Annotated in this window: 20 protein-coding genes; 9 read left to right on the top strand and 11 right to left on the bottom strand. The window is 71.6% G+C overall.

Annotated features, from left to right (window positions below; all coding sequences use genetic code 11):
- Positions 1-231: 231 nt before the first annotated feature.
- The 3 genes from ACFC1J_RS05485 to ACFC1J_RS05495 are packed head-to-tail and all read left to right on the top strand — an operon-like array spanning position 232 to position 3,679.
- Positions 232-1,008: an electron transfer flavoprotein subunit beta/FixA family protein gene (locus ACFC1J_RS05485; RefSeq protein ID WP_375903251.1), complete on the top strand. Its 777-nt coding sequence runs from the start codon at positions 232-234 to the stop codon at positions 1,006-1,008.
- 2 nt (positions 1,009-1,010) lie between these two features.
- The gene (locus ACFC1J_RS05490; protein WP_375903253.1) at positions 1,011-1,991 is read left to right on the top strand and encodes an electron transfer flavoprotein subunit alpha/FixB family protein; all 981 of its coding nucleotides are present in this window, start codon (positions 1,011-1,013) and stop codon (positions 1,989-1,991) included.
- 2 nt (positions 1,992-1,993) lie between these two features.
- Positions 1,994-3,679, top strand: a complete 1,686-nt coding sequence (locus ACFC1J_RS05495; RefSeq protein ID WP_375903255.1) for a cytochrome b/b6 domain-containing protein — start codon at positions 1,994-1,996, stop codon at positions 3,677-3,679.
- 145 nt (positions 3,680-3,824) lie between these two features.
- Here the strand turns inward: ACFC1J_RS05495 and ACFC1J_RS05500 are convergent, their stop codons facing one another.
- Entirely contained in the window at positions 3,825-4,331 is a 507-nt protein-coding gene (locus ACFC1J_RS05500; protein ID WP_375903257.1) for a GNAT family N-acetyltransferase, read from the bottom strand.
- Positions 4,332-4,472: 141 nt separating this feature from the next.
- Between ACFC1J_RS05500 and ACFC1J_RS05505 the strand changes: the two genes are divergently transcribed.
- Together ACFC1J_RS05505 and ACFC1J_RS05510 are read left to right on the top strand one after the other, a co-directional pair.
- Positions 4,473-5,036 (top strand): acyl-CoA thioesterase, encoded by a 564-nt coding sequence (locus ACFC1J_RS05505; RefSeq protein ID WP_375903259.1) that lies wholly within the window; start codon positions 4,473-4,475, stop codon positions 5,034-5,036.
- Positions 5,037-5,092: 56 nt separating this feature from the next.
- The gene (locus tag ACFC1J_RS05510; protein WP_375903261.1) at positions 5,093-6,460 is read left to right on the top strand and encodes a hypothetical protein; all 1,368 of its coding nucleotides are present in this window, start codon (positions 5,093-5,095) and stop codon (positions 6,458-6,460) included.
- A 6-nt stretch (positions 6,461-6,466) separates the two neighbouring features.
- Here ACFC1J_RS05510 and ACFC1J_RS05515 read toward each other — a convergent pair whose 3' ends face one another.
- Genes ACFC1J_RS05515 through ACFC1J_RS05525 form a run of 3 tightly spaced genes read right to left on the bottom strand, consistent with a single transcriptional unit; the run spans position 6,467 to position 8,330 of the window.
- Positions 6,467-7,018, bottom strand: coding sequence for a hypothetical protein (locus ACFC1J_RS05515; RefSeq protein ID WP_375903263.1), 552 nt, complete (start codon positions 7,016-7,018; stop codon positions 6,467-6,469).
- Entirely contained in the window at positions 7,018-7,641 is a 624-nt protein-coding gene (locus ACFC1J_RS05520; protein WP_375903265.1) for a hypothetical protein, read from the bottom strand. Before ACFC1J_RS05520 ends, ACFC1J_RS05515 begins: the two co-directional genes overlap by 1 nt.
- A complete protein-coding gene (locus ACFC1J_RS05525; protein ID WP_375903266.1) occupies positions 7,638-8,330 on the bottom strand; it encodes a hypothetical protein in 693 nt (230 codons plus the stop codon). The genes ACFC1J_RS05520 and ACFC1J_RS05525 overlap by 4 nt, the downstream gene beginning before the upstream one ends.
- 122 nt (positions 8,331-8,452) lie before the next feature.
- Between ACFC1J_RS05525 and ACFC1J_RS05530 the strand changes: the two genes are divergently transcribed.
- From ACFC1J_RS05530 to rocD, 3 genes are all read left to right on the top strand, one after another.
- Positions 8,453-12,355: a proline dehydrogenase family protein gene (locus ACFC1J_RS05530; protein WP_375903267.1), complete on the top strand. Its 3,903-nt coding sequence runs from the start codon at positions 8,453-8,455 to the stop codon at positions 12,353-12,355.
- A gap of 161 nt (positions 12,356-12,516) precedes the next feature.
- Positions 12,517-13,422 carry a dimethylargininase gene (gene ddaH, locus ACFC1J_RS05535; RefSeq protein ID WP_375903269.1) on the top strand — a complete coding sequence of 302 codons (906 nt, stop codon included), beginning with the start codon at positions 12,517-12,519 and terminating at the stop codon, positions 13,420-13,422.
- Positions 13,422-14,699, top strand: coding sequence for an ornithine--oxo-acid transaminase (gene rocD / locus ACFC1J_RS05540; protein ID WP_375903637.1), 1,278 nt, complete (start codon positions 13,422-13,424; stop codon positions 14,697-14,699). Before ddaH ends, rocD begins: the two co-directional genes overlap by 1 nt.
- 33 nt (positions 14,700-14,732) lie before the next feature.
- On the opposite strand, the gene ACFC1J_RS05545 is transcribed toward rocD, so the two are convergent.
- Complete coding sequence (locus ACFC1J_RS05545) at positions 14,733-15,506, bottom strand: helix-turn-helix domain-containing protein (RefSeq protein ID WP_375903271.1); 774 nt, start codon at positions 15,504-15,506, stop codon at positions 14,733-14,735.
- 150 nt (positions 15,507-15,656) lie between these two features.
- On the opposite strand from ACFC1J_RS05545, the gene ACFC1J_RS05550 reads away from it, so the two are divergent.
- Entirely contained in the window at positions 15,657-15,932 is a 276-nt protein-coding gene (locus ACFC1J_RS05550; RefSeq protein WP_375903273.1) for a helix-turn-helix domain-containing protein, read from the top strand.
- Positions 15,933-16,353: 421 nt separating this feature from the next.
- Here ACFC1J_RS05550 and ACFC1J_RS05555 read toward each other — a convergent pair whose 3' ends face one another.
- The 6 genes from ACFC1J_RS05555 to ACFC1J_RS05580 all read right to left on the bottom strand — a co-directional run bounded on the left by ACFC1J_RS05555 (position 16,354) and on the right by ACFC1J_RS05580 (position 23,869).
- A complete protein-coding gene (locus ACFC1J_RS05555) occupies positions 16,354-16,845 on the bottom strand; it encodes a GbsR/MarR family transcriptional regulator (RefSeq protein WP_375903275.1) in 492 nt (163 codons plus the stop codon).
- Positions 16,846-16,872: 27 nt separating this feature from the next.
- Positions 16,873-18,483, bottom strand: a complete 1,611-nt coding sequence (locus ACFC1J_RS05560) for an ABC transporter permease (protein WP_375903277.1) — start codon at positions 18,481-18,483, stop codon at positions 16,873-16,875.
- Positions 18,483-19,469: an ATP-binding cassette domain-containing protein gene (locus tag ACFC1J_RS05565; RefSeq protein ID WP_375903279.1), complete on the bottom strand. Its 987-nt coding sequence runs from the start codon at positions 19,467-19,469 to the stop codon at positions 18,483-18,485. Before ACFC1J_RS05565 ends, ACFC1J_RS05560 begins: the two co-directional genes overlap by 1 nt.
- An 84-nt stretch (positions 19,470-19,553) precedes the next feature.
- Positions 19,554-21,131 carry a molybdopterin-dependent oxidoreductase gene (locus ACFC1J_RS05570; RefSeq protein WP_375903281.1) on the bottom strand — a complete coding sequence of 526 codons (1,578 nt, stop codon included), beginning with the start codon at positions 21,129-21,131 and terminating at the stop codon, positions 19,554-19,556.
- A gap of 69 nt (positions 21,132-21,200) precedes the next feature.
- Positions 21,201-22,424: a multidrug effflux MFS transporter gene (locus tag ACFC1J_RS05575; RefSeq protein ID WP_375903283.1), complete on the bottom strand. Its 1,224-nt coding sequence runs from the start codon at positions 22,422-22,424 to the stop codon at positions 21,201-21,203.
- On the bottom strand, positions 22,421-23,869 hold the full coding sequence (locus ACFC1J_RS05580; RefSeq protein WP_375903639.1) for an MFS transporter: 1,449 nt from the start codon (positions 23,867-23,869) through the stop codon (positions 22,421-22,423). Before ACFC1J_RS05580 ends, ACFC1J_RS05575 begins: the two co-directional genes overlap by 4 nt.

Here is a 23,869-nt window from a genome sequence, read left to right on the forward strand (position 1 = left end):
ATCCGGATCCGCGGAGAACCGCCGCGCGGGCGTGTTCGTAGCGCTCCGCCAAGGCTCTGCGGGCTGGGCGGCATCCGGGTTGGAGGGTTGCTCCAGGGTGTGCCCGCAGGAGTCGGACGCGGTCGGATCCCGGCACCGCGCTGAGGTACGCTGGCACCACGTTATCGCCCGGTAACCGGGGTGATTCGCCCGCGGCCGGACCGGCCGATCGAGGTCGCGTGAGGAGGCTCGATGAAGATCTTCGTCCTGGTGAAAGAGGTGCCCGACACCTACGGGGACCGCAAGCTCGACCTGGAGACGGGTCTGGCCGATCGCGGCGCCGGAGACGTCGTGCTCGACGAGATCACCGAGCGCGCGCTCGAGGTCGCACTGAGCTATGCCGACGCCAATCCCGGGACCGAGGTCGTGGCGCTCTCGATGGCTCCCGAGTCGGCGACCGCATCGATCCGCCGGGCGCTCGCGATCGGCGCCGGATCCGCGGTGCACGTCGCCGACGAGGCGCTGCACGGCGCGGACCTGGGGCTGACCGCGGCGGTGCTCGCGGCGGCGATCCGGCGCGGTGAGCCGGATCTGGTCATCACCGGCAACCTCTCCACGGACGGATCCGGGGGCGTGATCCCCGCAATGCTCGCCGAGCACCTCGGCTTCGCGCAGGCGACGGCCCTCAGCGCCGTGACCATCGGCGCCGATGCCGTGACCGGCACCCGGGCGACGGACTTCGGATCCCAGCAGGTGAGCGCGCCGCTTCCGGCCGTGATCTCGATCACTGAGGCCCTGCCCGACGCCCGCTTCCCGAACTTCAAGGGCATCATGGCGGCGAAGAAGAAGCCGCTCGAGGTGCTCTCCCTGGCCGACCTCGGCATCAGCGCCGATCCGGCGGAGGCGCCGCAGACGATCCTGACCGCGGTGGCCGAGAAGCCGCCGCGCGCCGCGGGTGTGAAGATCACGGACGAGGGCGACGCGGCCGCGCAGCTCGTCGAGTTCCTCGCGCAGAACAGGCTGGTGTGAGCATGGCGTACCCCGAGAAGGCGATCCTCGTCCTCATCGACGTGACTCCGGCCGGTGCCGCCGCGCCGTCGACCGCGGGCCTGCTCGGCGCCGCGGCGCTGCTGGGCTCCCCGGTCGCGCTCGTGGCCGCCCCTGCCGGCACCGCGCAGGCGGCGGTCGATGCCGCCTCCGCCGCGGGCGCACAGGTCGTGCTCACCGCGGACGTCGACGGCGGATCCGTCACGGTCCCTGTGGTCGACGCACTGCAGGCCGCGTACCGCGCGGTCCGCCCCGACGCCGTGCTCGTCTCGAACTCGATCGCCGGCCGCGACGCCGCCGCGCGTCTCGCCGTGCGCGAGCACCTGGCGCTGTCGGTCGACGCGATCGGCGTCTCCCGCGACGACGAGGGCGTGGTGGCGCACCACTCGGTCTACGGCGGGGCGTTCCTCACCGACTCCGCTCCGACCTTCGGCGCTCCCGTGATCACGGTGCGTCAGGGCGCGATCGATGCCCGCGCGGAGGCCGTGGTCGACGTCCGCGTCGAGGCGCTCGCGGTGGAGGCGTCGGGTGCCGCTGCGGCCGCCGGCGAGCCCATCGAAGCCGTGGAGGCCGCCTCGTCCCGGCCCGAGCTGCGCGGCGCCAAGGTCGTCGTCTCGGGTGGGCGCGGACTCGGGTCCAAGGAGAACTTCTCCCTTGTCGAGGACCTCGCCGACGAGCTCGGCGGCGCGATCGGCGCCTCCCGTGCCGCTGTCGACGCGGGATACATCCCCTACGCGCACCAGGTGGGCCAGACCGGCGTCTCCGTCTCGCCGCAGCTCTACATCGCACTCGGCATCTCGGGGGCGATCCAGCACCGCGCCGGCATGCAGACCGCCAAGACGATCGTCGCGATCAACAAGGATCCGGAGTCGCCGATCTTCGACGTCGCGGACTTCGGTATCGTGGGCGACCTGTTCGCGGTCGTGCCGCAGGTGATCGAGGCGCTGCGGGCGCGGAAGAAGTAGCGATGACCACCGTGCGCAGGGGGCTGCCCCGCACCCGCGGAGGCGAGGCCTGGCCGCCTTCCGGAGTGGTCGTGGCGGGCGCGGAGGTCACGCCCGTGGTGGTTGAGCGAGCACCGGCGGAGCCGGCGCGAGACGAAACGCGGCACGTTGCGGACCACGTCTCGTCTCCGTCGCCTGCGGTGTCTTCGCTCAACGCCCCCGGAGAGGCGGCGTCAGCGGACCGTGCCGCCAACGCGGGATCGGCGTCGGCTCCTGCCGGCTCCGCCCTGCGCCGTGGCCTGCCGCGCATCGCGGGTGGTGAGCCCTGGCCTCCGGCGGGCACCGCGCCCGTCCTCCTGACGAGCCCGGCCGCTCAGGCTGTCGAAGGATCCGCGGCCGTGGCGCCGAGCACGGCGACTGCCTCGGCGATCGAGGCTTCGGCGGCGGCCAGTACGGCAACTCCCGCAACGGCGGCCGCGTCGAGCGCCCCGGTCCTGGCATCCGCGGGCGCTCCGGCTGCGAGCGGATCCGCCCTGCGCCGTGGTCTGCCGCGCGTCGGCGGGGGAGAGCCCTGGCCTCCGGCCGGAACCGCCGCCGTGGCTCGCAGCGCGGTCGAGTTCCTGCCCTCCGAGGCGACGGAGTCCGTTGCCGTTGCGCCCGCCGTCGCCGGCCCTGCCTCGGCATCGGCGGCGCCGGTCGTGCCTTCGACCGCCGTCGCCCCGCGCCCCGACGTCTCCGCACCGCTGTCGTTCACGCGCACCGTCTGGAACGGGTCGGCTCCGCGACATGCCGTCGCTGCGCCCGCCGCATCGAAGCTCCGACCGACCTGGCTGCAGGCGATCGGCGGCCTGTTCGCCGCCGCCGGCCTCGCGGTCCTGGCCGGCGCCGCGATCGTGCTCGTGCGCGCGTTCCTCAGCTTGCCCTTCATGCAGGACTTCCTCACGACCTACCCGGGCGAGTACCACCTGCCCGAGGGGGCGCCCGTCGGGATCCCCGGGTGGATCGGCTGGCAGCACTTCTTCAACGTGTTCCTCATGACGCTGATCATCCGCTCCGGCCTGCAGGTGCGCACGCAGAAGCGTCCGACCGCGTTCTGGACCCCGCGCGGTAATCCCAAGGGCAAGATCAGCCTGACGCTGTGGTTCCACCAGGGCCTCGACCTGCTCTGGATCGTCAACGGCGTGATCTTCGTGGTGCTGCTGTTCGTCACGGGGCAGTGGATGCGGATCGTGCCGACGAGCTGGGACGTGTTCCCCAACGCGCTCTCCGCCGCCCTGCAGTACGTGTCGTTCGACTGGCCGACCGAGAACGGCTGGGTCAACTACAACAGCCTGCAGCAGCTCGCCTACTTCACGATCGTGTTCCTCGCGGCACCCGTGGCCATCGCCACCGGGTTCCGGATGTCGGGACTGTGGCCGAAGAAGGCGGAGGGGCTGTCGAAGGCGTATCCGATCGAGCTCGCGCGCGCGGTGCACTTCCCGACCATGCTGTTCTTCACGGCGTTCATCGTGGTGCACGTGGCGCTGGTGCTGCTCACCGGCATGCTGCGCAACCTGAACCACATGTTCGCCTCGCAGGACGCGGTGACCTGGACCGGGTTCTGGGTGTTCGTGCTCTCGCTCGTCGTGATCGCCGGAGGATGGGTCGCCGCGCGACCCCTCGTGATCGCCCCCCTCGCGAAGGTGTTCGGCCAGGTGTCTGGCCGGTAGCTCCGGTGCCCTCCCGGCCGGATCCGTCGTCGCCGGATCTGTCGTCGGCGCCCCCTCGCAGCGTCGAGGCCCCCTCCTGGCGGCGGACGCCCGTGGGGGCGCGGGTGCTCAGAGGGGGCCTCGACGCAGGGGGTGGCCGGCGGGGTCAGCGCACGAAGCGGACTTCCTTGATGGTCTCGCCGAGGAAGGGCTCCTGCTGCGAGGCGCCGTCGAGGGTGAAGCCGTTGCGCACGTAGAAGCGGTGCGCACGGGGGTTGTCCTCGGCGACCCAGAGGTAGGAGTTCTCACCGGCGCCGACAGCCGCGTCGAACAGGCGCTGGCCGATGCCGGTGCCGTGCCAGGCGTCGAGGAGGTAGATGAAGTAGAGCTCGCGCTCTGCCGGGGGGTTCTCGTCCCGTGCGGGGCCCGAGCCGACGAAGCCGACGATCTCGCCGTCGACGAGCGCCGCGCTCATGCGGTACTCCTCGCCCTGGGAGGCCCAGTGCGTCCAGAGCTCGGCGAGCCGCTTGGGCGAGACCGCCTCGAGCGTCGCGGTGCTGATCAGGTGGTCGTAGGTCTCGTGCCAGCACTTCGCGTGCACACGGCCGAGCGCTTCGGCATCGACATCGCGAACGGGCCGGACGGTGATGGTGGGAAGGGCTTCGGCGCTCATGATCGCGACTCTACGCGCGCCGTGCGCGGACACGAAATCGAGTGACGACAAGCATTTCCGGCAGGTTTCCCGCCCTGGAGCGTCTGTCGGAATCCGACAATCGATCAGAGGGATCCGTGCCGGATTCACTACGCTCCTCCTGTGAACGTGATCTGGCGCACTCTGCTCGTCGTCCTCTCCGCCCGTCGGCGCTCCCGCCGCGGTCAGACGCTCTCGCCGACGGCGGTCGGGCGGATCCGTCTCACCACGCTGCCGACGGACCTCGACATCCTGCGGCACATGAACAACGGCCGGTATCTGTCGCTGTTCGACCTCGGCCGCTGGGACCTGCTGATCCGCACCGGGTTGTTCGACGCCATGAAGGAACGCGGCTGGTACGCGGTGGTCTCGAGCGAGACGATCACCTTCCGCAAGTCTCTCGAGCTGTGGCAGCGCTTCGACGTCGAGTCCCGGTTCATCGGGCACGACGACAAAGCGCTGTTCATGGAGCACCGCGCGGTGGTGGACGGCGAGGTCTACGCCAAGGTGATCGTGCGGGCGCGAATGCTGCGCCGCACTGGGGGGACCGTCTCGCATGAGGAGTTCTTCGGAGCCCTGGGGCGCCCGGAGGACGTGCCCGGCGTCGAGGACTGGATCCACGACTGGGCCGCGGCGTCCGCGCTGCCGCCGACCAAGGCGCCCGCGCCGAGCGTCTGGGCGGACTGACGGCATACGCCAGGGCGGCCTCGTCGCCGTCGGGGCGAGCGCGCTAATCTGAGCCCGTGGGGGCGATGCTGAGGACGACCGGCCGGGTGCTGTGGATGCACTGGCCGGCGATGCTCGCGTGGTATCTGGCGGGGACGATGGCGCATTACTGGGTGACGGCACTGGCGGGATTCGTCGGCGCCTACACCTCGGTCGGCGGGCTGCTGATCATGCCGTTCGCCGTGCTCGCCCGGCTGATCAGCCTGGTCGGCATGCTGCTGGTGCTGCGCGACGGGCTGACCTCGCTGCAGACCGTGGCGCCGGTGCCGGAGTCCGTCGCCGACCGTCGGCACAGCTTCCTTTCCGCGGTCCTGGCGAGCATCCTGCCGTTCTTCGCGGTGTACGCGGCACAGGGCCTCTTGGGCGAGGACGTGAGGTCGTACTCCCTGCGTGCGCTCGCGAAGGTGGACGAGGAGAACAAGGCGCGCGTCTTCACCGGCGGCTTCGACCACGGCGACAACGTCACGACTCTCTCGTTCAATGTCGGGACCGTGCTCATCATCGTCGTGGCCTTCGCCGTCCGCTGGGCATGGGGCCGCTGGTCGGACAGGGTGCCCAGGGCGCTCGCGCTGCTCGCTGTGTACAGCGAGGTCGTGTGGGTGTTCTTCTCCGTGCTGCTGCTCAAGGACCTCACCGACGCGGTCACCGCATGGGTCGACGCGCGCGCGGCGATGATATGGCTCGCGGATCTCCGCACCACTCTCGCGGGCTGGGTTCCCCCGCTCGTGTGGCTCGGCGACGGCATCGGCTGGCTCTTGTCCCAGGCTGGTCCGGTCCTCCTCGCCCCCCTGGCGTGGCTCACGGTCGCGGGCGTCGTCTACGGGCAGGCGATCGTGGCGGAGAAGGTGCAGATCCAGCACCGCCTCGTCGCCCAGATGCGTGAGCGCGCCGCGCGCGTTCCGAATCCGGTGATGCGGCGGCTGCGGGATCTCGGCACCGAGCTCGGCTCGCGGTTCCTCCCGATCTGGCGGGCCATCCTGCTGATGTGGCGCGCAGGTCCCGTGATCATCGCGTCTTACGCGCTGTTGTACACGGTCGTGATCGTCGCGCAGTCCTGGCTGCGCTACGGGGTGAGCCGCTGGGTCGGGCCGCACGAACTGGACGCCTTCTGGACCGTGTACTGGCCGGTGATCTTCTTCATCCCGCCGCTGATCGTCGAGCCGATCCGCCTCGCCCTCGTCGCCGGCGCCTACGACACGACGTTCGGCATGCTGCGCCGCGCCCAGGACGTGAGGACCGACGCCGCCGCTCCGACGACGGCGGAAGAGGCGGACGCAACGGCCATCGCCGCCGCGGCGGGCGCACTGCCGCGTGGGATGCAGACGGTCGCGTCGCCGCTGCCCCCGGGAGCACCGCCGCTGCCGGTCGGCGGCCCTCCCGAGTGATCCGCGTCACGGGTCGATGGGGAAACGCACGAACTTCGATTCCGCTTGGCCAGGGTCGATGTCCACCCAGAACGGGCCTTCCGCGTCCTCGGGCACGACATAGGGCAGGACGAGCTGATAGGGTTCGGCCTTCTCGCCCTCCAGCGTCGGCACGCAGCCCTCGGGTTCGTCCGTGCTCCAGCTGAGGCCGAGTTCGCCACGGACCGACTGCCAGGAGCGCCCGGTGCTCTGCTCGACGAGTTCCGGGGCGTAGCAGTCGGGCCCTTTGTCCTCGTGCGGGGTGACCTCGACGGTGACGCCGATCAGCGTGGCGCCGGCGGGCATGTCCAGGCCCGTGGTGTCGGTGATCACCTTGGCCTTCACCGGACCCCAGGTCGCGCCCTTCAGATCGACGGTGCCGGACACGCCGGGCGTGACCGGCCAGAGCGGCATGCCCGAATCGGGATAGGCGTGCTTCCAGCCCCACCACGCCGCGCCGACGACGGTCGCGGGCAGCAGTACGGCCACCGCGACGAGGGCGAGGGCGTTACGGCGCCACCAGCCCCTGGTACCGGCCATCAGCGCGCCCATCCGACCGGATCCAGCTCGACCTCGTTCTGCATCGGCACGTCGTCCAGGTCGACGGGGACCTCGATCACGCCGTCCGCCGAGGTGTCGTATTCGGTGGCGAAGACCAGCGTCGCCGGGCCGGTCAATGCGCCCTCAGGCAGCTCGAATGCGATGCTGCCGTGCCGGGGGACGCCGGTCACGAGCACCATGCTCTTCGCCGTGTCTCCACGCTCCGTGGCCGAGTACGTGCGGTCGCCGAGGCGCAGGTCCGTGGTGGCCAGGAGGGCGCCGAACTGATCGTCGAGCGCAGCCGCGTCGAAGTCCACGACGAGCCACGTGCCTTCGGCGCGCCAGCGCTGGCCGTCGGACACCGATCGCGCGGCGTGGACCTCCGTCACGGTCACCGAGAGGTTGCGGGTCTCCGCCCGCTCTCCGACGGTCGTCGAGCTGACGAAGCTCTCGTAGGGCGCGTCTTCGTGCTTCTGCACCTGGGTGAGTCCCCATGCCGCCGCGACGAGGACGACGGACAGTGCCCAGGGCGCGGCCCGGCGCAGGAATCCTCGGCGGGAAGTCACCGGCGCCACGGGAACCGCGGCCGGCGAGCTCGGGACGGGCGGAGGAGGGATGGTCATGGCGCCTCCTCGTCGACGGACGGGATCTCGTCCAGCGTCACCGTGACGTACGCGCCGGGGCGGACGTCATACCAATACTCGCCCCGTCCCACGAAGCTGCCCGTGAAGCGCGTGGAGTCGGGCAGCATGATGCGGATCTCGTTGCCGGGGCTGACGGCCTCCCCATCGACGGTCCACGCGATCCGCACTCTGGTGGGGACATCGGGCTGCAGGAAGCTCGCCCCGCTGCCGTCGACGACACGGTTGACGTCGTATCGGTGCGTCTCGATGCCGTCGAGCTGGATGCCGCCCAGTGTGTCCTTTGCGCGGACGGTCCGGGGCGCCGTGTACTCGTTGGTGACGTCGAGGACGACGACGACGGTCTTCTCTCCGACGTCCGGGGTGACGCCCGCGCCCTTCACCTCGCCGCTGCCGATCGCCGCGCTCACCACGGACATGTCGAGCTCGGATCCGACGAAGTGCTCACCGGCTCGCAGCTCTGCGGGCTTCGGCTTCGGGACGTCGGCGAGGCCGCCGAACGCCGCGGTGGACGCGAGCAGGACGGCGCCGGCGCCGCTGATGAGCCAGCCCGTCGGCACGCGGTCGGTCATCTTCCGGGCCCAGGCCGCCATGCGCGCTTCGGAAGCCGCGCGCGTGGCGGCGCCCGCCACCCCCGGTGTCGCGGGCTCCGCCTCCTGCTGTTCCCCCACGGGTACAGCATAGAGAGAGGAGCGGAGGGCGCGCCGCCCTCCCGTGCGGGCCGAGGAGCGCCATGCTGGGAAGGAGCATGCCGCGCCCATCCCCGAAGGCGCGAGGCGGGAAGGACGAACCGATGCCGCAGTGGCTGAACGCCGCCGAGACCGAGCGTGCCCGCCGGGCCGTCGTCCTCGCCCAGCGCTGGATCGATGAGGCCGCCGCGGCGCATGCGGATCCGGCCGCCGAGCGACTCGCCGGAGTGCTGCGGGACCCGAAGGGGCTGCCGTTCACGCTCGGCTTCGTCGACGACGTGATGCGGCCGGAGAGCCTGGGCGCGGCGGCGGCCGGGCTGAATCGCGTGGCGCCGCTCGTGCCCGGATTCCTGCCCTGGTACCTGCGCGCCGCCGTCCGTGCGGGCGGGCTCGTGGCGCAGGGGCTCCCCGCGCCCACCGTGCCGATCGCGCGTACCGTGCTGCGCGAGATGGTCGGCCACCTGATCGCCGACGCGCGCCCTGCCAAGCTCACCCCGACGATCGCGAAGCTGCGCGCCGGCGGCGCCAGGCTCAACCTCAATCTGCTCGGCGAGGCCGTGCTGGGGGAGGACGAGGCGCAGCGGAGGCTGGACGGGATCCACGAGCTCATCCGCCGCGATGACGTCGACTACGTCTCGGTCAAGGTCTCGGCGGTCGTGAGCCGCATCTCGATGTGGGCGTTCGACGAGGTCGTCGAGCAGGTCGCGGAGCGGCTGCTGCCGCTGTACCTGACGGCAGCCGGGGATCCGTGGACGTCGACGAGCCCGAAGAGCGCGCGGACCTTCATCAACCTCGACATGGAGGAATACCGCGATCTCGACCTCACGATCGCGGTGTTCACGCGGATCCTGGAGGATCCGCGGCTCAAGGACCTCGAGGCGGGCATCGTGCTGCAGGCCTACCTGCCCGACGCCCTGCCGGCCCTGCGCGAGCTGACCGCATGGGCGAAGGATCGCGTCGACCACGGCGGCGCTCCGATCAAGGTGCGCCTCGTGAAGGGGGCGAACCTCGCGATGGAGCGCGTGGAGGCCGCCCTGCACGGCTGGACACCGGCGCCCTACGACACCAAGATCGACACCGACGCGAACTACCTGCGCTGCCTGGACGAGGCGCTCACGCCCGAATCCGTCCGGGCCGTGCGCATCGGCATCGCCGGTCACAACCTCTTCGACATCGCGTACGCATGGCTCCTCGCCGGCGACCGCGGCGTTCGGCCCTCGGCGGGGCTGCTGCCCCCGGACGTCGAGCGAGGACGCCCGGAGGGCGACCGAGACGAAACGCGCCCCGACGCAGAAGGCGATCCGTCTCGCTCCGATCGCTCGACGACTGCGGGACCGGGATCCGGATCCGCGCCGATCGAGTTCGAGATGCTGCTCGGCATGGCACAGGGGCAGGTCGAGGCGGTGAGCCGAGAGGTCGGGCACGTGCTGCTCTACGTGCCCGTCGTGAAGCCGCGCGAGTTCGACGTCGCGATCAGCTACCTCGTGCGGCGTCTCGAGGAGACGGCGTCACCGGAGAACTTCCTCTCCTCGGCCTTCCGGCTCCATGAGGATCCGGATGCGCTGGACCGCGAGATCAACCGCTTCGCGCTCTCGCTCGAGCGCTCCGCCGACCCCGCGCTGCCCGCCCGTCCGCGCCGCCGCCAGAACCGGCTCGCCCCGGTGCACGAGTCCGCCGCGCTCACCACGGATCCGGATGCGGAGTCCGCCGCACTCACCCAGGCCGTGCTCGGGATCGCCGAGGCCGTGGATCCCGGCGACACCTTCGTGGAGACGGCCGTGTTCGCCGCGCGCGAGGACGAGTCCGCGATCGCCGCGGGCGCCCCGGGCTTCCGCAACGCCGTCGACAGCGATCCGGCCCTTCCGGCGAACCGGGAGTGGGCGCGTGAGATCCTCGCCCGCATCCCCGGATCCACGGCGGGGGACGGGATCGTGCGCAGCGCCCGCGTGACCGACGCGGAGGAACTCGAGCGCATCCTGTCCCGCGTGCGCGCCGCGGCCGGCGCGTGGGGCGCGCGCCCGGCGGCCGAGCGGGGTGAGGTGCTGCTGCGGATCGCCGCCGTGCTGGAATCGCGCAGGGCAGAGCTCATCGAGGTCGCCGCCGCCGAGACCGGCAAGGTGATCTCCGAGGGCGACGTCGAGGTCAGCGAGGCCGTCGACTTCGCGCGGTACTACGCCGCGAAGGCCCGCGAGCTCGACGCGATCCCCGGGGCCGCGTTCGCGCCGTCCCGGCTCACCGTGGTCGCCCCACCGTGGAACTTCCCGCTGTCGATCCCCGCCGGCGGCGTGCTCGCCGCGCTCGCCGCCGGATCCGGCGTCGTGTTCAAGCCCGCCCCTCAGGCGCGACGCTCGGCCGCCGTGATCGCCGCAGCGCTCTGGGACGCCGGGATCCCGCGGGATCTGCTCGCGTTCGTCGACATCTCCGAGGGCGAGCTCGGCCGGGACCTCATCGCGCACCCCGACGTCGACCGCGTCATCCTCACCGGGTCCTTCGAGACCGCCGCGCTGTTCCGCAGCTGGCGGCACGACCTCGCACTGCACGCCGAGACGAGCGGGAAGAACGCGATCGTGATCGCGCCCTCCGCCGATCTGGACCTCGCGGTCGCCGACCTCGTGAAGAGCGCCTTCGCGCATGCGGGGCAGAAGTGCTCCGCGGCGTCGCTCGCGATCCTGGTCGGCCCCGTGGGCCGCTCCCGGCGGTTCGCGCGGCAGCTCGTGGATGCGGCGCGGTCGATGCGCGTGGCCTGGCCGGAGGATCCGCGCGCCGAGGTCGGTCCCGTGATCGAGCCGCCGCAGGGCAAGCTGAAGTGGGCGCTCACCGAACTCGACCCGGACGAGAAGTGGCTGCTGAAGCCGCGCGAGATCCCCGGATCCGAGGGGCGGTTGTGGACGCCGGGCATCCGCCTCGGTGTGCAGCCCGGTTCGCGCTTCCACCGCGAGGAGTTCTTCGGCCCGGTGCTCGGCATCATGCACGCGCCGACGCTCGCGCGGGCGGTCGACCTGCAGAACGCCGTGGACTACGGCCTCACCGCAGGGCTGCACACGCAGGATCCGGCCGATCTCGCGCTCTGGCTCGACCGGGTGCAGGCCGGCAATCTGTACGTGAACCGCGGGATCACCGGTGCGATCGTGCAGCGTCAGCCCTTCGGCGGCTGGAAGCGCTCCTCGGTCGGCACCGGAACCAAGGCGGGCGGGCCGAACCACCTCATCGGGCTGGGATCCTGGCGCGACACCGGCGGCGCCGGATCCACGACCCTGCACCTGCGCGGGCTGGACTCGCGGATCACCGCGCTCATCGAGGCCGCGCAGCCGTCGCTCGACTACGCGGCGTTCGAATGGCTGCGCCGCGCGGCGCTCTCGGATGCGCTGGCCTGGGATCGTGAGTTCGGCCGGGTGCGCGACGTGTCGCGCCTGGGCGTGGAGCGGAATCTGTTCCGGTACCGCTCGGTGCCGGTCGCCGTGCGCGCGACGGGAGAGGCTCCGCTGCGCGCGCTGCTGCGGGTGGCGATCGCGGCGATCCGCGGCGGGGGAGCGTTCACGCTCTCCTCGCCGATCGGTCTTCCCGCCGCGGTGCGCCGCGTGCTGGGCGAGGCCGGCGTCACCGTGTTCGTCGAGAGCGACGAGGAGTGGACCCAGCGGTTCACCGGCCCGGCGGCCCCCGCGGACGGATCCGATCCGCTCGGATCCGGTCTGCTCGCGTCGCAGAAACTGCCGGAGAGCCAGACGGAAAGCGGCGGAAATCGCGACGGGAGCGAGAAGGGAACCGCGGTCGGAGGTGCGCCGGCGCGGCCGAGTCGCGTGCGCATCGTGGGGGCGGCGGACGACGTCGCGGCCCTGCACGCGGCGCTCGCCGAGGCGGTGCAGGGGGATCCGGATCTGGCGATCTTCGCCGGCGAGGTGACCACGGCCGGCCGGATCGAGCTGTTGCCGTTCCTGCACGAGCAGGCCATCGCGATCACCGCGCACCGCTACGGCAACCCGGATGACTGGAGCGCGGGGGTGATCTGAGCCGGCGCCGTGCCGTGATGGCCACGTCCAGCCTCGGGTGAGACAATGGACGACGGCGTGCCCGTGTCGCATCTTCTCCTCGCATCCACGATGTGCCGGATCGAAGGACCGCCGGGCCTCAGGACAGCGTCCGCCGCGACCGAAGATTCGCAAGGAGCCTCATGTCGACGCCTGAGACCGCCACCGCCACGCCGGCCCGTACCGCGCACCACCGCCGGTACCTGATGTGCAAGCCGGAGCACTTCACGGTGAACTACAGCATCAACCCGTGGATGGAGCCGGCCAACCCGACCGACACGGCCAAGGCCGTCGCGCAGTGGCAGAAGCTGCACGACCTGTACCTCGAGCTCGGCCACGAGGTCGAGCTGATCGAGCCGCTCGCCGGCTACCCCGACATGGTCTACACCGCCAACGGCGGCTTCGTGATCGGCGGCCGTGCGTACGTGCCGTCGTTCTACTACGCGCAGCGTCAGGGCGAGTCCCCGGCGTTCGCCGACTGGTTCCGCACCCACGGCTTCGACACCGTGATGCCGAAGGAGATCAACGAGGGCGAGGGCGACTTCCTGCTCGCCGGCTCCGTGATCCTCGCCGGCACGGGCTTCCGCTCCGCCGGCGACAGCCACCGCGAGGTGAGCGAGGTCTTCGGCCGCGAGGTCGTGACGCTGACGCTCGTCGACCCCCGCTTCTACCACCTCGACACGGCCCTCACCGTGCTCGACCCCGTGGTCGGCGAGGAGAACGGCGGCCCCGAGTCCGCCAACATCGCCTACCTTCCGCACGCCTTCGACGACGCCAGCCGCAAGGTCCTGGAGGAGCGCTTCCCCGACGCGATCCTGGTCTCCGACGAGGACGGTGCCGTGTTCGGCCTGAATTCCGCGAGCGACGGCTACAACGTCATCATCTCGCCGCGCGCTACGGGCTTCGAGAAGCAGCTGCGCGAGCGCGGCTACAACCCGATCATGGTCGACCTCAGCGAGCTGCTGCTCGGCGGCGGCGGCATCAAGTGCTGCACCCTGGAACTGCGCGGTGCCCTGAGCGAGCGGAGCGAGACGAAGGGGGGCGCGTGATGACGCCCGAGCAGGTCAGGGAGTTCGCCGAGAACGGGACGATCGCCGGCCAGGATCCGGATGTCGGTGCGATCGGAGCCGTGGTTCCTGAGCGAGCGGAGCGAGTCGAAGGGCACGTCGCGCGCAACTACGCGCCGCTCGACGTGACGATCGCCCGCGGCGAAGGCGCCTGGGTGACCGACGTCGAGGGCAAGCGCTACCTCGACCTGCTCGCCGCGTACTCCGCCGTGAACTTCGGGCACCGCCACCCCGCGCTCGTCGCCGCGCTCGAGGAGCAGCTGGGTCGCGTCGCGCTCACCAGCCGCGCCTTCCGCAACGACCGGCTCGAGCCGTTCGCCGCGGCGCTCGCTCGGCTGTGCGGCAAGGATCTGGTGCTGCCGATGAACACCGGCGCCGAGGCGGTCGAGACCGGCATCAAGGTCGCTCGCGCCTGGGGCTATCGCGTCAAGGGCGTGCGCCCGGATGCCGCGCGCATCGTCGTCGCGCACGGCAACTTCCACGGCCGCACGACGACGATCGTCGGCTTCAGCGACGACGAGTCGGCGCGTGACGGGTTCGGTCCGTTCACGCCCGGCTTCGACGCGGTGCCGTACGCCGACGCGGAGGCGATCGCCGCCGCCATCACCGACGACACCGTCGCCGTGCTCATCGAACCGATCCAGGGCGAGGGCGGCGTGGTCATCCCGCCCGAGGGCTACCTGCGCCGCGTGCGCGAGATCTGCACCGAGCGGAACGTGCTGTTCATCGCCGACGAGATCCAGTCCGGTCTCGGACGCGTGGGCGAGACCTTCGCGTGCGACCGCGAGGGCGTCGTGCCCGACCTGTACCTGCTCGGCAAGGCCCTCGGTGGCGGGATCCTCCCCGTCTCCGCGGTCGTCGGGAACGAGGACGTGCTGGGCGTCATCCGCCCGGGCGAGCACGGATCCACCTTCGGCGGGAATCCGCTGGCCGCGGCCGTGGGGCTGCGCGCGGTCGAGATGCTCGAGTCGGGGGAGTTCCAGGAGCGCGCCCGTGCGCTCGGCGCCCACCTGCGCGAAGGGCTCGAGGCGTTCCTCGGTCACGGGGTGACCGAGGTGCGCGTGGCGGGCCTCTGGGCGGGCATCGACATCGATCCGTCGCACGGCACCGGCCGCGAGATCGCGGAGAAGCTTCTCGACCGCGGTGTGCTCGTGAAGGACACGCACGGACAGACGATCCGCATCGCCCCGCCGATCGTGGTGCGCGCGACCGAGCTCGACTGGGCCCTCGAGCAGCTCCGCGTGGTGCTCGCCGGCTGAGATCTGGGTGGGCCAGGGCGGCGCGGCGGGGGATCAGAACCCTGCCGCCCGCCGGGCGCGGGCAGGCGTCGGCGCGTGTTCGGCGCGCATCGCCCTCGCCAGGCCGGCGCCGTCGCGGAATCCGACGAGTCGCGCGACGGCGGTGACGGTCAGTCGTTGATGCTCGCCGTCCGTCAGCAGGCCGAGCGCGCGTTCCACCCTCGTGCGGCGGATCTCCCTGGCGATCGTCGTGTCGCGGACATGGAACGCTCGTTCGAGTTGGCGCAGAGAGATGTTCATGGTGCGCGCGACGGTGGCGGGCCGCAGCTCCGGATCGGGATAGCGCGCCGCGATCGCTGCCAGTGCGGATACGAACCGCTCCGGATCCCGAGGAGGCTGTTGCGATCGCGGTGCCTGAGTCAGATTGCGCAGCAACAGGACGGAGAGCAGTCGCTCGATCAGGAGGCAGTCCGCCGCAGAACCGGCCAGCGCGTGCAGGGTCGCGGCGAACACGGCCGTCGGGCGGAGCCACGTGGCCGAGGCGGGAAGCAGATGTGCACGGTCGGGGGAGAGGCCGCTTCTCTGCCAGAGCTCGGACGGGGCGGAGAGGACGATCAGGGATGCCGCGTGGCGCGCCAGGATCTCGGGCCGGCGCGGGTCGGAGCAGACGAAGCCTGTTCCCTCGGGCAGATCGGGGTGATCGGGGTCCGCGAGATTCGGTGAGAGCGCGATCCTTCCCGCGATCACGATGTACAGGCGGAGGCCGTCATGCGCGGGAAGCATCCCGTCCTGAAGTCGCGCGTGCGGGGCGATCGTGACCGTGCTCACAAGGATCGCGCCGAAACATGTCGTCCGGGTCGCACGCGACGTGTTTCTCGGAGATCGCCCTTCGACCATGTGTCACCTTTCGAAGACGGGTACTTTCACCCGGGTGCATCTACCCTGGCACTGGTAACCGACACTCTAGACTCTTGATAGGTGTCTCGTGTTCCTTCTGTCGCCGCCGCCCATGTCGGTGCCAGGCTCCGAGGTGCACGACTGTCGGCGACGATGACGCAGGATCAGCTCGCCGCGAACAGCGACATCGATTCATCGAACATCCGGGCCTACGAGGCGGGACGCGCGATGCCCAGCATCCCGACGTTGATCCGCATCGCGTCGGCGCTGCGGGTATCGCCGGGCTATCTGCTCGACGGCCTCACCGTCGACATGTTTCCGGTCGCCGCGGTCGACGGCCGGCGACGCTCCGGCTGAGCGGGCACCGCGCGGGCAGCCGGAGATCGGGGGATGCCGCCCCTCCGCGGCGCGGCGACGGTGCACCTTCTCGAAATTCGTCGTCTTCGTGTGCAAACGCGACAGAGACGGCGGATCGCCACGTCGGCGGAGGGCGACGTCGGTAACCATGGGAGCAGCACGGATCCGTCCCGATCCGGTGCAGCTCCGGGTGAGGGCGTCGTGGCCTTCGCCCGGGGCGGACCGCTTCTGCGTTCACGACCGCAGGCGGTCCGGGCGGCGCGGCGTGTGACGCGATGCGCCGCGATGATGCGAGAGCGCTGGGGCGTGTTCTTCCGAGAACGCGATGCTCATCATCATCGTGGCGGTCTGCGATGTCTCCCGACTCACCCCGCGCCGCCCTCTCCGTCCTGTCGGCTCGGCGCAGACGGGTCCGGTCCGCTCAGCGCTCGTGGAGTCCTGCCCGGTACGCCTCCCACTCGTCGACGAGCTCCGGCATGCGCCGTGCCATGAAACGGAAGAACTCCGCCATCTCCGACGCCCGGTCCCTGGCGGCGTGATCCTCGTCGTGCTCCGCGCCGATCGCTTCGATGTGCGCGGCGAGGCGATCGTAGATGGGGCCGTTGTTGGTCATGAGTCCGTACCAGGTGTCCGGGATGATCACGTAGTGATCGCGCCGGCGGTCGGGCCGGGAGACGCGGCGGATGACCTGGATCGTCTGCAGATAGCGCACGGCGCCGGAGACCGCCGCGGGGCTCACCCCGAGGCGGTCTGCGAGCTCGGCTGCCGTGTATCCGTCGGCGGGTGCGGCGATCAGCGCCATCATCACCCGGCCCGGCATGCGCGGAAAGCCGACGGCGGCGATCATCGCCGCCGCCGCCTCCGCGGCATCGACCCCGTGATGCATGGGGAGCACCGGATCCTGTGCGTTCATGACTCCATCTTCCCGCGGCCGACCCGGTCAGCCCGCCGGCTGCAGTTCGCGACGACGCATGAGTGTGAGCCCGGCCGTCGCGCCCGCCGCGACGATGAGGACGAGCCACCAGGTGCCGCGGAGGTCGACGTCGCCGTTCGCGACGATCGGGGTGACCGAGAACGGCGAGAACCGCGTGGTCCACTCCGGCAGTCCGAACAGCGGTCCGAACAGTCCGAACAGGGTGGCGAGCAGCACGAGCCCCCAGGCGATGCCCACGGTGCCGCGGGGGAGCAGCACGAACACGAGGCTGGTGAGCACGGTGAACACGCAGGCGGCGAGTCCCTGCCCGAGCCCGACCACCGTGACGACCTGCGCGAGCGAGGATGCGTCCTCGCTGCCCGCGAGCCCGGCATAGCCGGCGAGGATCGTCGCGGCGACGACGATCGCGATCGCGAACGTCGCCACGAGCAGATAGTCCAGGAGCCATCGCACGCGTCCGACCGGCGGGGCGAGCACGCTCTCCGCCGTGCCGTGCGCCTCCTCCTGCCGTGCGCGTGCGACGATCTGCACGGCCGCGCAGGCGGCCAGGATCCCCATCATCGTGAAGAACACCGAGACGACGGTCTCCTCGAGGTTGCCGGCCTTGCCGATCTTGTCGAGGATCTGCTGCACCGCGGGGTTCTGCCCGGAGATCTGCCCGGCGAGTCCGGACAGCCTGGTCGCGAGCAGGCCCGTGAGCGCGCCGCCGATGGCCCAGCCGATGATCGCGCCGTGGGTGAGCCGCCAGACGAGGGCGTGCGGCGTCGACAGCGCGGGACGTGCGTGCACCCGGCCGGGGCGGGCCGGGACGAAGCCCTCGCCGATGTCCCGCGCCGATTGCAGCGCCACGGCGACGATCGCGAGGATCAGTCCGAAGGCGAGCCCGAGCAGCACGGGCCAGCCGTTGTCCGTGTCGTACGGGCGGGCCTGCTCGGCCCAGCCGAAGGGCGAGGCCCAGACGAGCCCGGAGCTCGTGATGCGGGTGAGGTCGTCGCTGGGGGTGCCTGCGACGTTGCCGATCCCGTTCACGAGGAACGTGCCGACCAGGATCCACACGGTGAGCGCATTGGCCCCGCGCGAGGTGCGCATGAGCTGCGCCGCCATGAGGCCGATCCCGAGGAAGGCGATGCCCGTGGCCGCGGAGGTCGCGCCCATGAGCCAGGATCCGGTCGCGTCGAGCGTGGATCCGATCAGCGCGAGTGAGACCAGCACGCCGAGGACGACGTTCGCGGCGACGCCGTGGATGATCGTCGCGATGGTGGGCAGCGCGCGCCCGACGGGCGTGGCGGCGACGAGCTCGGCCCGCCCCGCCTCCTCGTCGCCGCGCGTGTGGCGGACGGCGAGGAACGTGCTCATCAGGGCCGCGAGCATCGTCAGCCAGGGCAGGATCTCGAACGAGAGGAACTGCCCCTCCGATGCGCCGGACGGGAGCCCGCGGAACATCATGATGACCGGGTTCGCCATCACGGCGGACAGCACCTCGACGCGGTCGGTGTGCGTCGCGTAGGACTGGGTGACGCCGGCGTAGCCGGCATAGGCCATCAGGACCGTGGCGAGGATCCACAGGAGCACCTGCAGCCAGTCGCGGCGCAGGCGCTGCCGGAGCAGGGCGCCCATCATGACTCCTTCGCGGCGGCCCGGCGCGACGCGCGCGTGCCGGGCCTGGTTCCTGCCGAAGGGTCGTCCTCGGCGGCGCGGAGGGCGGCGAGGTCGTCGCCGTAGTGCCGCAGGAACAGCTCCTCGAGGGACGGCGGCTCGATCCGCAGGCCCGTCACGCTGCGCTGGGCCAGCACGGGGAGCACGCCCGGGATCGCGTCGCTGTCGACCGTGAACCGTGCACGGCCGTCGTCGATCATGCCGTCGTGCGCTCCCGGGATCCCGGTCAGCGCCGACGCGTCCGTGGCCTCGAACGACACCTCGGTGCGGGTGAGGTGGCGCAGCTCGGGGAGCGTGCCGGATTCCACGATCCTCCCGGCACGGATGATGCTGACCCGGTCGCAGAGCAGTTCGACCTCGGACAGGATGTGGCTGGACAGTAGCACGGTCGCGCCGGAGCGCCGGATCCGCTGCACCTCGTCCCGGAACACGACCTCCATGAGCGGATCCAGCCCGCTCGTCGGCTCGTCGAGGATGTAGAGGTCGGCGGGCACGGCGAAGGCCGCGATGAGCGCGACCTTCTGCCGGTTGCCCTTGGAGTAGGCGCGGCCCTTCTTGCGCGGGTTGAACTGGAACGCCGTCATCAGCCGCTCCCGCTCGGAGCGGTAGCCCTGATCCTTGGTCCTCGCGCCCCGCAGCCGCGCGAGGAAGTCGATCGCCTCACCGCCGGAGAGGTTCGGCCAGACGCTGACGTCGCCCGGCACGTAGGCGACGCGGCGGTGGATGCCGACGGCCGCGGTCCAGGGGTCCTCCCCGAAGACCGTGGCGGATCCGCCGGTCTTGCGCGCGAGACCCAGCAGGATCCTGATCGTGGTGGACTTGCCGGCCCCGTTCGGGCCGAGGAAGCCGTGCACCTGGCCCTCGTCGACACTGAGGTCCAGCCCGTCGAGCGCATGCACGCGGCCGTAGTGCTTGGTGAGGCCGTCGGTGCGGATGATCGTGTTCATGGCGGCGATGCTACGCCGATTTCACAAATTCGTGAAGGAAGTGAAGCGCATGGATTCCGTGAGGATGCCCGGAAAGGGGCGGGGTCAGGCGTTCACCGTCACGCCGACGGTGTGCCAGCCGGTCGCACCGTCGGGGGCGGGGGGAGCCGTCTGCGCGGTCTGCACCGTGCCGTCGGCGCCGATCGCCCGGCAGCGGATCACGCGCTGCCCCGCGGCGGCGTGCCAGGGGAGTCGCCACTGCACCCAGGTGTCGGCCGAGATCGCCGGGGCGAGCTCGGCGCGCTGCCACGGGCCATCGTCGACCTGCACCTCGACCGCCGAGATGCCGGCATGCGGCTGCCAGGCCACACCGGCGATCACGGCGTCGCCGGCGGGGATCGGACGGTTCGGGTGCGGCACGTCGATGCGCGAGGAGAGCTTGATCGGACCGCGCGGCGACCAGCCCCGATCCGTCCAGTACGCCCTCGCGCGGTCGAAGCGGGTGACCTCCAGATCCGTGACCCACTTCGTCGCGGAGACGTAGCCGTACAGGCCGGGGACGACCATCCGCACCGGGAAGCCGTGCTCGATCGGCAGCGGCTGGCCGTTCATGCCGATCGCGAGCAGCGCGTCGCGGTCGTCGGTCAGGGTCTCGAGCGGCGTGCTCGCGGTGAATCCGTCGACCGAGGTGGAGAGCACCATGTCGGCGTCGGCCGAGGGCTGCGCCCTCGCGAGCAGCTCGCGGATCGGGTAGCCGAGCCACATCGCGTTGCCGACGAGGTCGCCGCCCACGTCGTTGGACACGCAGGACAGCGTCGCCGCCGACTCCACGAGCGGCAGCGCGAGCAGCTCGTCCCAGGTGAGCGTGACCTCGTGCGCGACGAGGCCGTGGATGCGCAGCTTCCATTGCGCCGGATCCACCTGCGGGACGATCAGCGCCGTGTCGATGCGGTAGAAGTCGGCGTTCGGGGTGAGCAGCGGGGTGATCCCGTCGACCTTCAGCGCCGCGCCCGCGGGGATCGGCGGGGCCGGCACGGCCGGCTTCGGCAGGTGGAGTGCGGCGCGCACCGCGCCGACGGCGACGGATCCGGCCCTTCCCGCGGTCGCGCCGACGGCGGCGAGGACGCCGATCGCGGCGGTGCCGACGGTCCAGGCGAGGAAGCGACGGCGGGAGGCACCGTCGCCGACCGTGGGCGCGGCCGGCGCGGCGGAGGCCGGTGCCGGGTCCGCGGCCGCGGCCGGCGCGGGCAGACGCCGCATGAGCATCCGCAGCGCGACCGCGGCGATGATGCCGGCCAGCAGTGCGGGCAGCCAGGACAGGGGGGCGGCGTCGGCGCGCAGCGGTGCGAGCACGGCGACGACGGCGCCCAGCACGACGAATCCGGCGACTCCGACGCCGCGCCATCGTCGTTCGCAGAGTCCCAGCGCGGCGGCCGCGGCGAGCAGCACGATCGCGATCCCGGTGAGCAGCGCCGCCTTGTCCCCGGTGCCGAACCACGCGATCGCGGTGTCCTTCGCCCAGGCGGGGGCGGCGTCGATGAGAATGCCTCCGACGACCGCGAAGGGGCTCGACGACGGCGCGAGCAGCGTCGCCACGAGCTCGCCGGCGCCGATGCCGAGCAGGGCCGCTGCGACGCCGGCCGCGGCGGCCAGGGCCCTGTCGCGCGACGCGGATCCGGTCATGTTCTCAGCGTAGGAACCCGCGCGAGGCCCGGCGCGGGGAGATCACGGATTCGTAAGAAGTTCCCGGCATCAGTCCCGGGCCCGGGTGACGCGTCCGGTCGCGGCGAGCAGAGCCAGGGCTGCCGCGAACGCGATCAGCATCGTCGCACCCATCAGGGTCGCCGTGACCCCCGCGTGCGACAGCAGCGGCGGCAGGACCGCACCCAGCAGTGCGGCCATGGTGCCCAGCACGGCGGAGGCGGATCCGGCTCCGCGCGTGATGCGGGACAGGGCGAGCGCGGTCAGGGTCGGGTTGTTCACGCCGTGCAGGCCGACGAGCACGAAGAGCGGTGCGAGCAGCCAGGGCAGCGGGCTGTGCAGCAGCGCGCTCAGCAGGACCGCCGCGGCCGCCGCTGTCCCGACCATGAGCGAGGTCAGCACGATGCAGCGTCCGTCGATGCGGCGCGCGCCGGTGCCGCGGGCGAGGCGGCGGCTGATCCACGCGCCCAGCACGATACCTGCGGAGTTCATCGCGAAGATGAGTGCGAAGCCCTGCGCGTCGACGCCGAACTGATTCTGCAGCACGAACGACGACATCTGCAGATAGGCGAAGAATCCGGCGGAGGCCAGACCGAGCGTGAGGGCGAACACCATGAACGGCCCGTTGCCGAGTGCCGCCCCGATGCCGCGCAGGTCGTTGCCGAGACCGCCCGTGGTGCGCTCGGCGATGGGATGCGTCTCCGGCACGTACAGCGCCGCGATCAGCAGGAGCAGCGCGCCGATCACGCCCAGCGCGACGAACAGGCCGCGCCAGTCGGTGAAGGTCAGCAGCGCTCCGCCCAGGAGCGGCGCGAGCACGGGCGCCGCCCCGGAGATCGCGGTGAGCGTGGCGAACCCGGCGGTCGCCTCCGAGCCCTTGTGCACGTCGTGCACCACGGCGCGGGCGATCGCCATCCCCGCCGCCCCGCAGAGTCCCTGCAGCAGGCGCACGACGATCAGCACCTCGATCGATGGAGTGACCGCGCACAGGAACGAGGCGACCGCGAACGCCGCCACCGCCCACAGCAGCGGACGGCGGCGTCCGTAGCGGTCGCTGATCGGCCCCCACAGCAGCTGGCCGAGGGCGAGTCCGATGAGGCACGCGCTCATCGTCACCTGGGTGAGGGCCTCGGTGGTGTGCAGGTCGCGGCCCAGCTGCGGGAGCGCCGGGATGTACAGATCCATCGAGAGCGGCCCGAACGCCGAGAGCGCACCGAGCGCGGGCAGCAGCGAACGGCGGGCGCGGGCGTCGCCGACCGGGGCGCCGCCGCTCACGCGTCGTCGCCCGTTCCGTCGCGCTTGGTCGCCTCGGCCCGGCGGGCGTCGAGGACCGTGCGGCCGGATCCGGTCGGGTCGGATCCGGTCCGGTCGAGACGCTCGGCCCCCGGCGCGGCACCGGAACGAGGCTCGACCCGGATCGGCGTGGTCGCGCTCGTGATCGGCGGGACGAAGGCGCGCCGCATCGCCTCGACCACGCGCACGGGGCGGGTCTCGTCGAGGGTGAGCAGGAAGCGGGCGTCCTCGCGGCGGTGCAGTCGTCCGGAGTGGAGCATCCAGCCGGCGCCGATCGCGAAGGATAGGAGACCCGCGGCGCCGCCGACCATGATCGCGGCGCGCGGTCCGAACGCGTCGGCCACCCAGCCCGCGATGGGGGCACCGATCGGGGTCGCGCCCATCACGACCGCCATGTAGAGCGCGAGCACGCGCCCCCGCAGGGCGGGATCCGTCGTCGTCTGCACATAGCCGTTCGCCGTCGTCAGCATGGTCACCGTGGAGAACCCCACGAAGACGAGCGTGATCGCGTAGGCCAGGTAGGTCGGCATCTGCGCGGACACGATCGATGCGACGCCGAACCCGCCGGCGGCGATCATGAGCACCCGCACCCTGGCGCGATCGCGCCGTGCGGCCAGCAGCGCCCCGGTCAGGGATCCGATCGCGAGCACCGAGCTGAGCACGCCGTAGCCGTCGGCCTGCATGTGGAACTCGAGCGCCATGGTCGAGGCGAAGATCGGGAAGTTCATCCCGAACGCGCCGATGAGGAACACCATCGCGAAGACGACCAGGAGATCCGGGCGGCTGCCGACGTACCGCATGCCCACGATGAGCCCGCCCGCGCGGCGATTCTTCGGGCGCGGCATGAGCTCGCGGGTGCGGATCATGAGCAGCGCCACGATCATCGCGAGGAACGTGGCCGCGTTGGCGACGAAGACCCAGCCGGATCCGAGCGCGACGATCGCGAGACCGCCGACGGCGGGGCCGATCAGGCGCGCCATGTTGAAGGACGCGGAGTTCAGCGCGACCGCGTTCGAGGCGTTCTCCATCGCCACCATGTCGGACACGAACGCCTGCCGGGCCGGGGCGTCGAACGCGTTCGCGATGCCGAAGCACGCCGCGAACACGAGCATGAGGGGCAACGTCATCACGTGCGTGAGCAGCAGCGCCGCGACGCCGAGGGCGAGGAGCATCAGTGCGGTCTGCGTGACGAGCAGGATCCTGCGCCGGTCGAAGCGGTCGGCGACCCTGCCCGTGAGCCCGACCAGCACGAGGGGCGGACCGAACTGCAGCGCCATCGTCGCGCCCATGGCGCTGGCGTCGTTGTGCGTGAGCTCGGTGAGCACGACCCAGTCCTGGGCGGTCGACTGCATCCAGCCGCCGATGTTTGAGACGATCGCGCCGAAGAACCAGACCCGGTAGTTGAACACCCCGAAGGAGCGGAACAT

Origin of the sequence: Microbacterium sp. NPDC056052 (assembly GCF_042266785.1) — a bacterium.
Lineage (GTDB): Bacteria > Actinomycetota > Actinomycetes > Actinomycetales > Microbacteriaceae > Microbacterium.

Excerpts from the sequence above, each read along its gene's own strand:
- ACFC1J_RS05485 (WP_375903251.1), top strand. The coding sequence starts at position 232 with ATGAAGATCTTCGTCCTGGTGAAAGAGGTGCCCGACACCTACGGGGAC.
- ACFC1J_RS05490 (WP_375903253.1), top strand. The coding sequence starts at position 1,011 with ATGGCGTACCCCGAGAAGGCGATCCTCGTCCTCATCGACGTGACTCCG.
- ACFC1J_RS05495 (WP_375903255.1), top strand. The coding sequence starts at position 1,994 with ATGACCACCGTGCGCAGGGGGCTGCCCCGCACCCGCGGAGGCGAGGCC.
- ACFC1J_RS05500 (WP_375903257.1), bottom strand. The coding sequence starts at position 4,331 with ATGAGCGCCGAAGCCCTTCCCACCATCACCGTCCGGCCCGTTCGCGAT.
- ACFC1J_RS05515 (WP_375903263.1), bottom strand. The coding sequence starts at position 7,018 with ATGGCCGGTACCAGGGGCTGGTGGCGCCGTAACGCCCTCGCCCTCGTC.
- ACFC1J_RS05520 (WP_375903265.1), bottom strand. The coding sequence starts at position 7,641 with ATGACCATCCCTCCTCCGCCCGTCCCGAGCTCGCCGGCCGCGGTTCCC.
- ACFC1J_RS05530 (WP_375903267.1), top strand. The coding sequence starts at position 8,453 with ATGCCGCAGTGGCTGAACGCCGCCGAGACCGAGCGTGCCCGCCGGGCC.
- ddaH (WP_375903269.1), top strand. The coding sequence starts at position 12,517 with ATGTCGACGCCTGAGACCGCCACCGCCACGCCGGCCCGTACCGCGCAC.
- rocD (WP_375903637.1), top strand. The coding sequence starts at position 13,422 with ATGACGCCCGAGCAGGTCAGGGAGTTCGCCGAGAACGGGACGATCGCC.
- ACFC1J_RS05555 (WP_375903275.1), bottom strand. The coding sequence starts at position 16,845 with ATGAACGCACAGGATCCGGTGCTCCCCATGCATCACGGGGTCGATGCC.
- ACFC1J_RS05560 (WP_375903277.1), bottom strand. The coding sequence starts at position 18,483 with ATGGGCGCCCTGCTCCGGCAGCGCCTGCGCCGCGACTGGCTGCAGGTG.
- ACFC1J_RS05565 (WP_375903279.1), bottom strand. The coding sequence starts at position 19,469 with ATGAACACGATCATCCGCACCGACGGCCTCACCAAGCACTACGGCCGC.
- ACFC1J_RS05570 (WP_375903281.1), bottom strand. The coding sequence starts at position 21,131 with ATGACCGGATCCGCGTCGCGCGACAGGGCCCTGGCCGCCGCGGCCGGC.
- ACFC1J_RS05580 (WP_375903639.1), bottom strand. The coding sequence starts at position 23,869 with ATGTTCCGCTCCTTCGGGGTGTTCAACTACCGGGTCTGGTTCTTCGGC.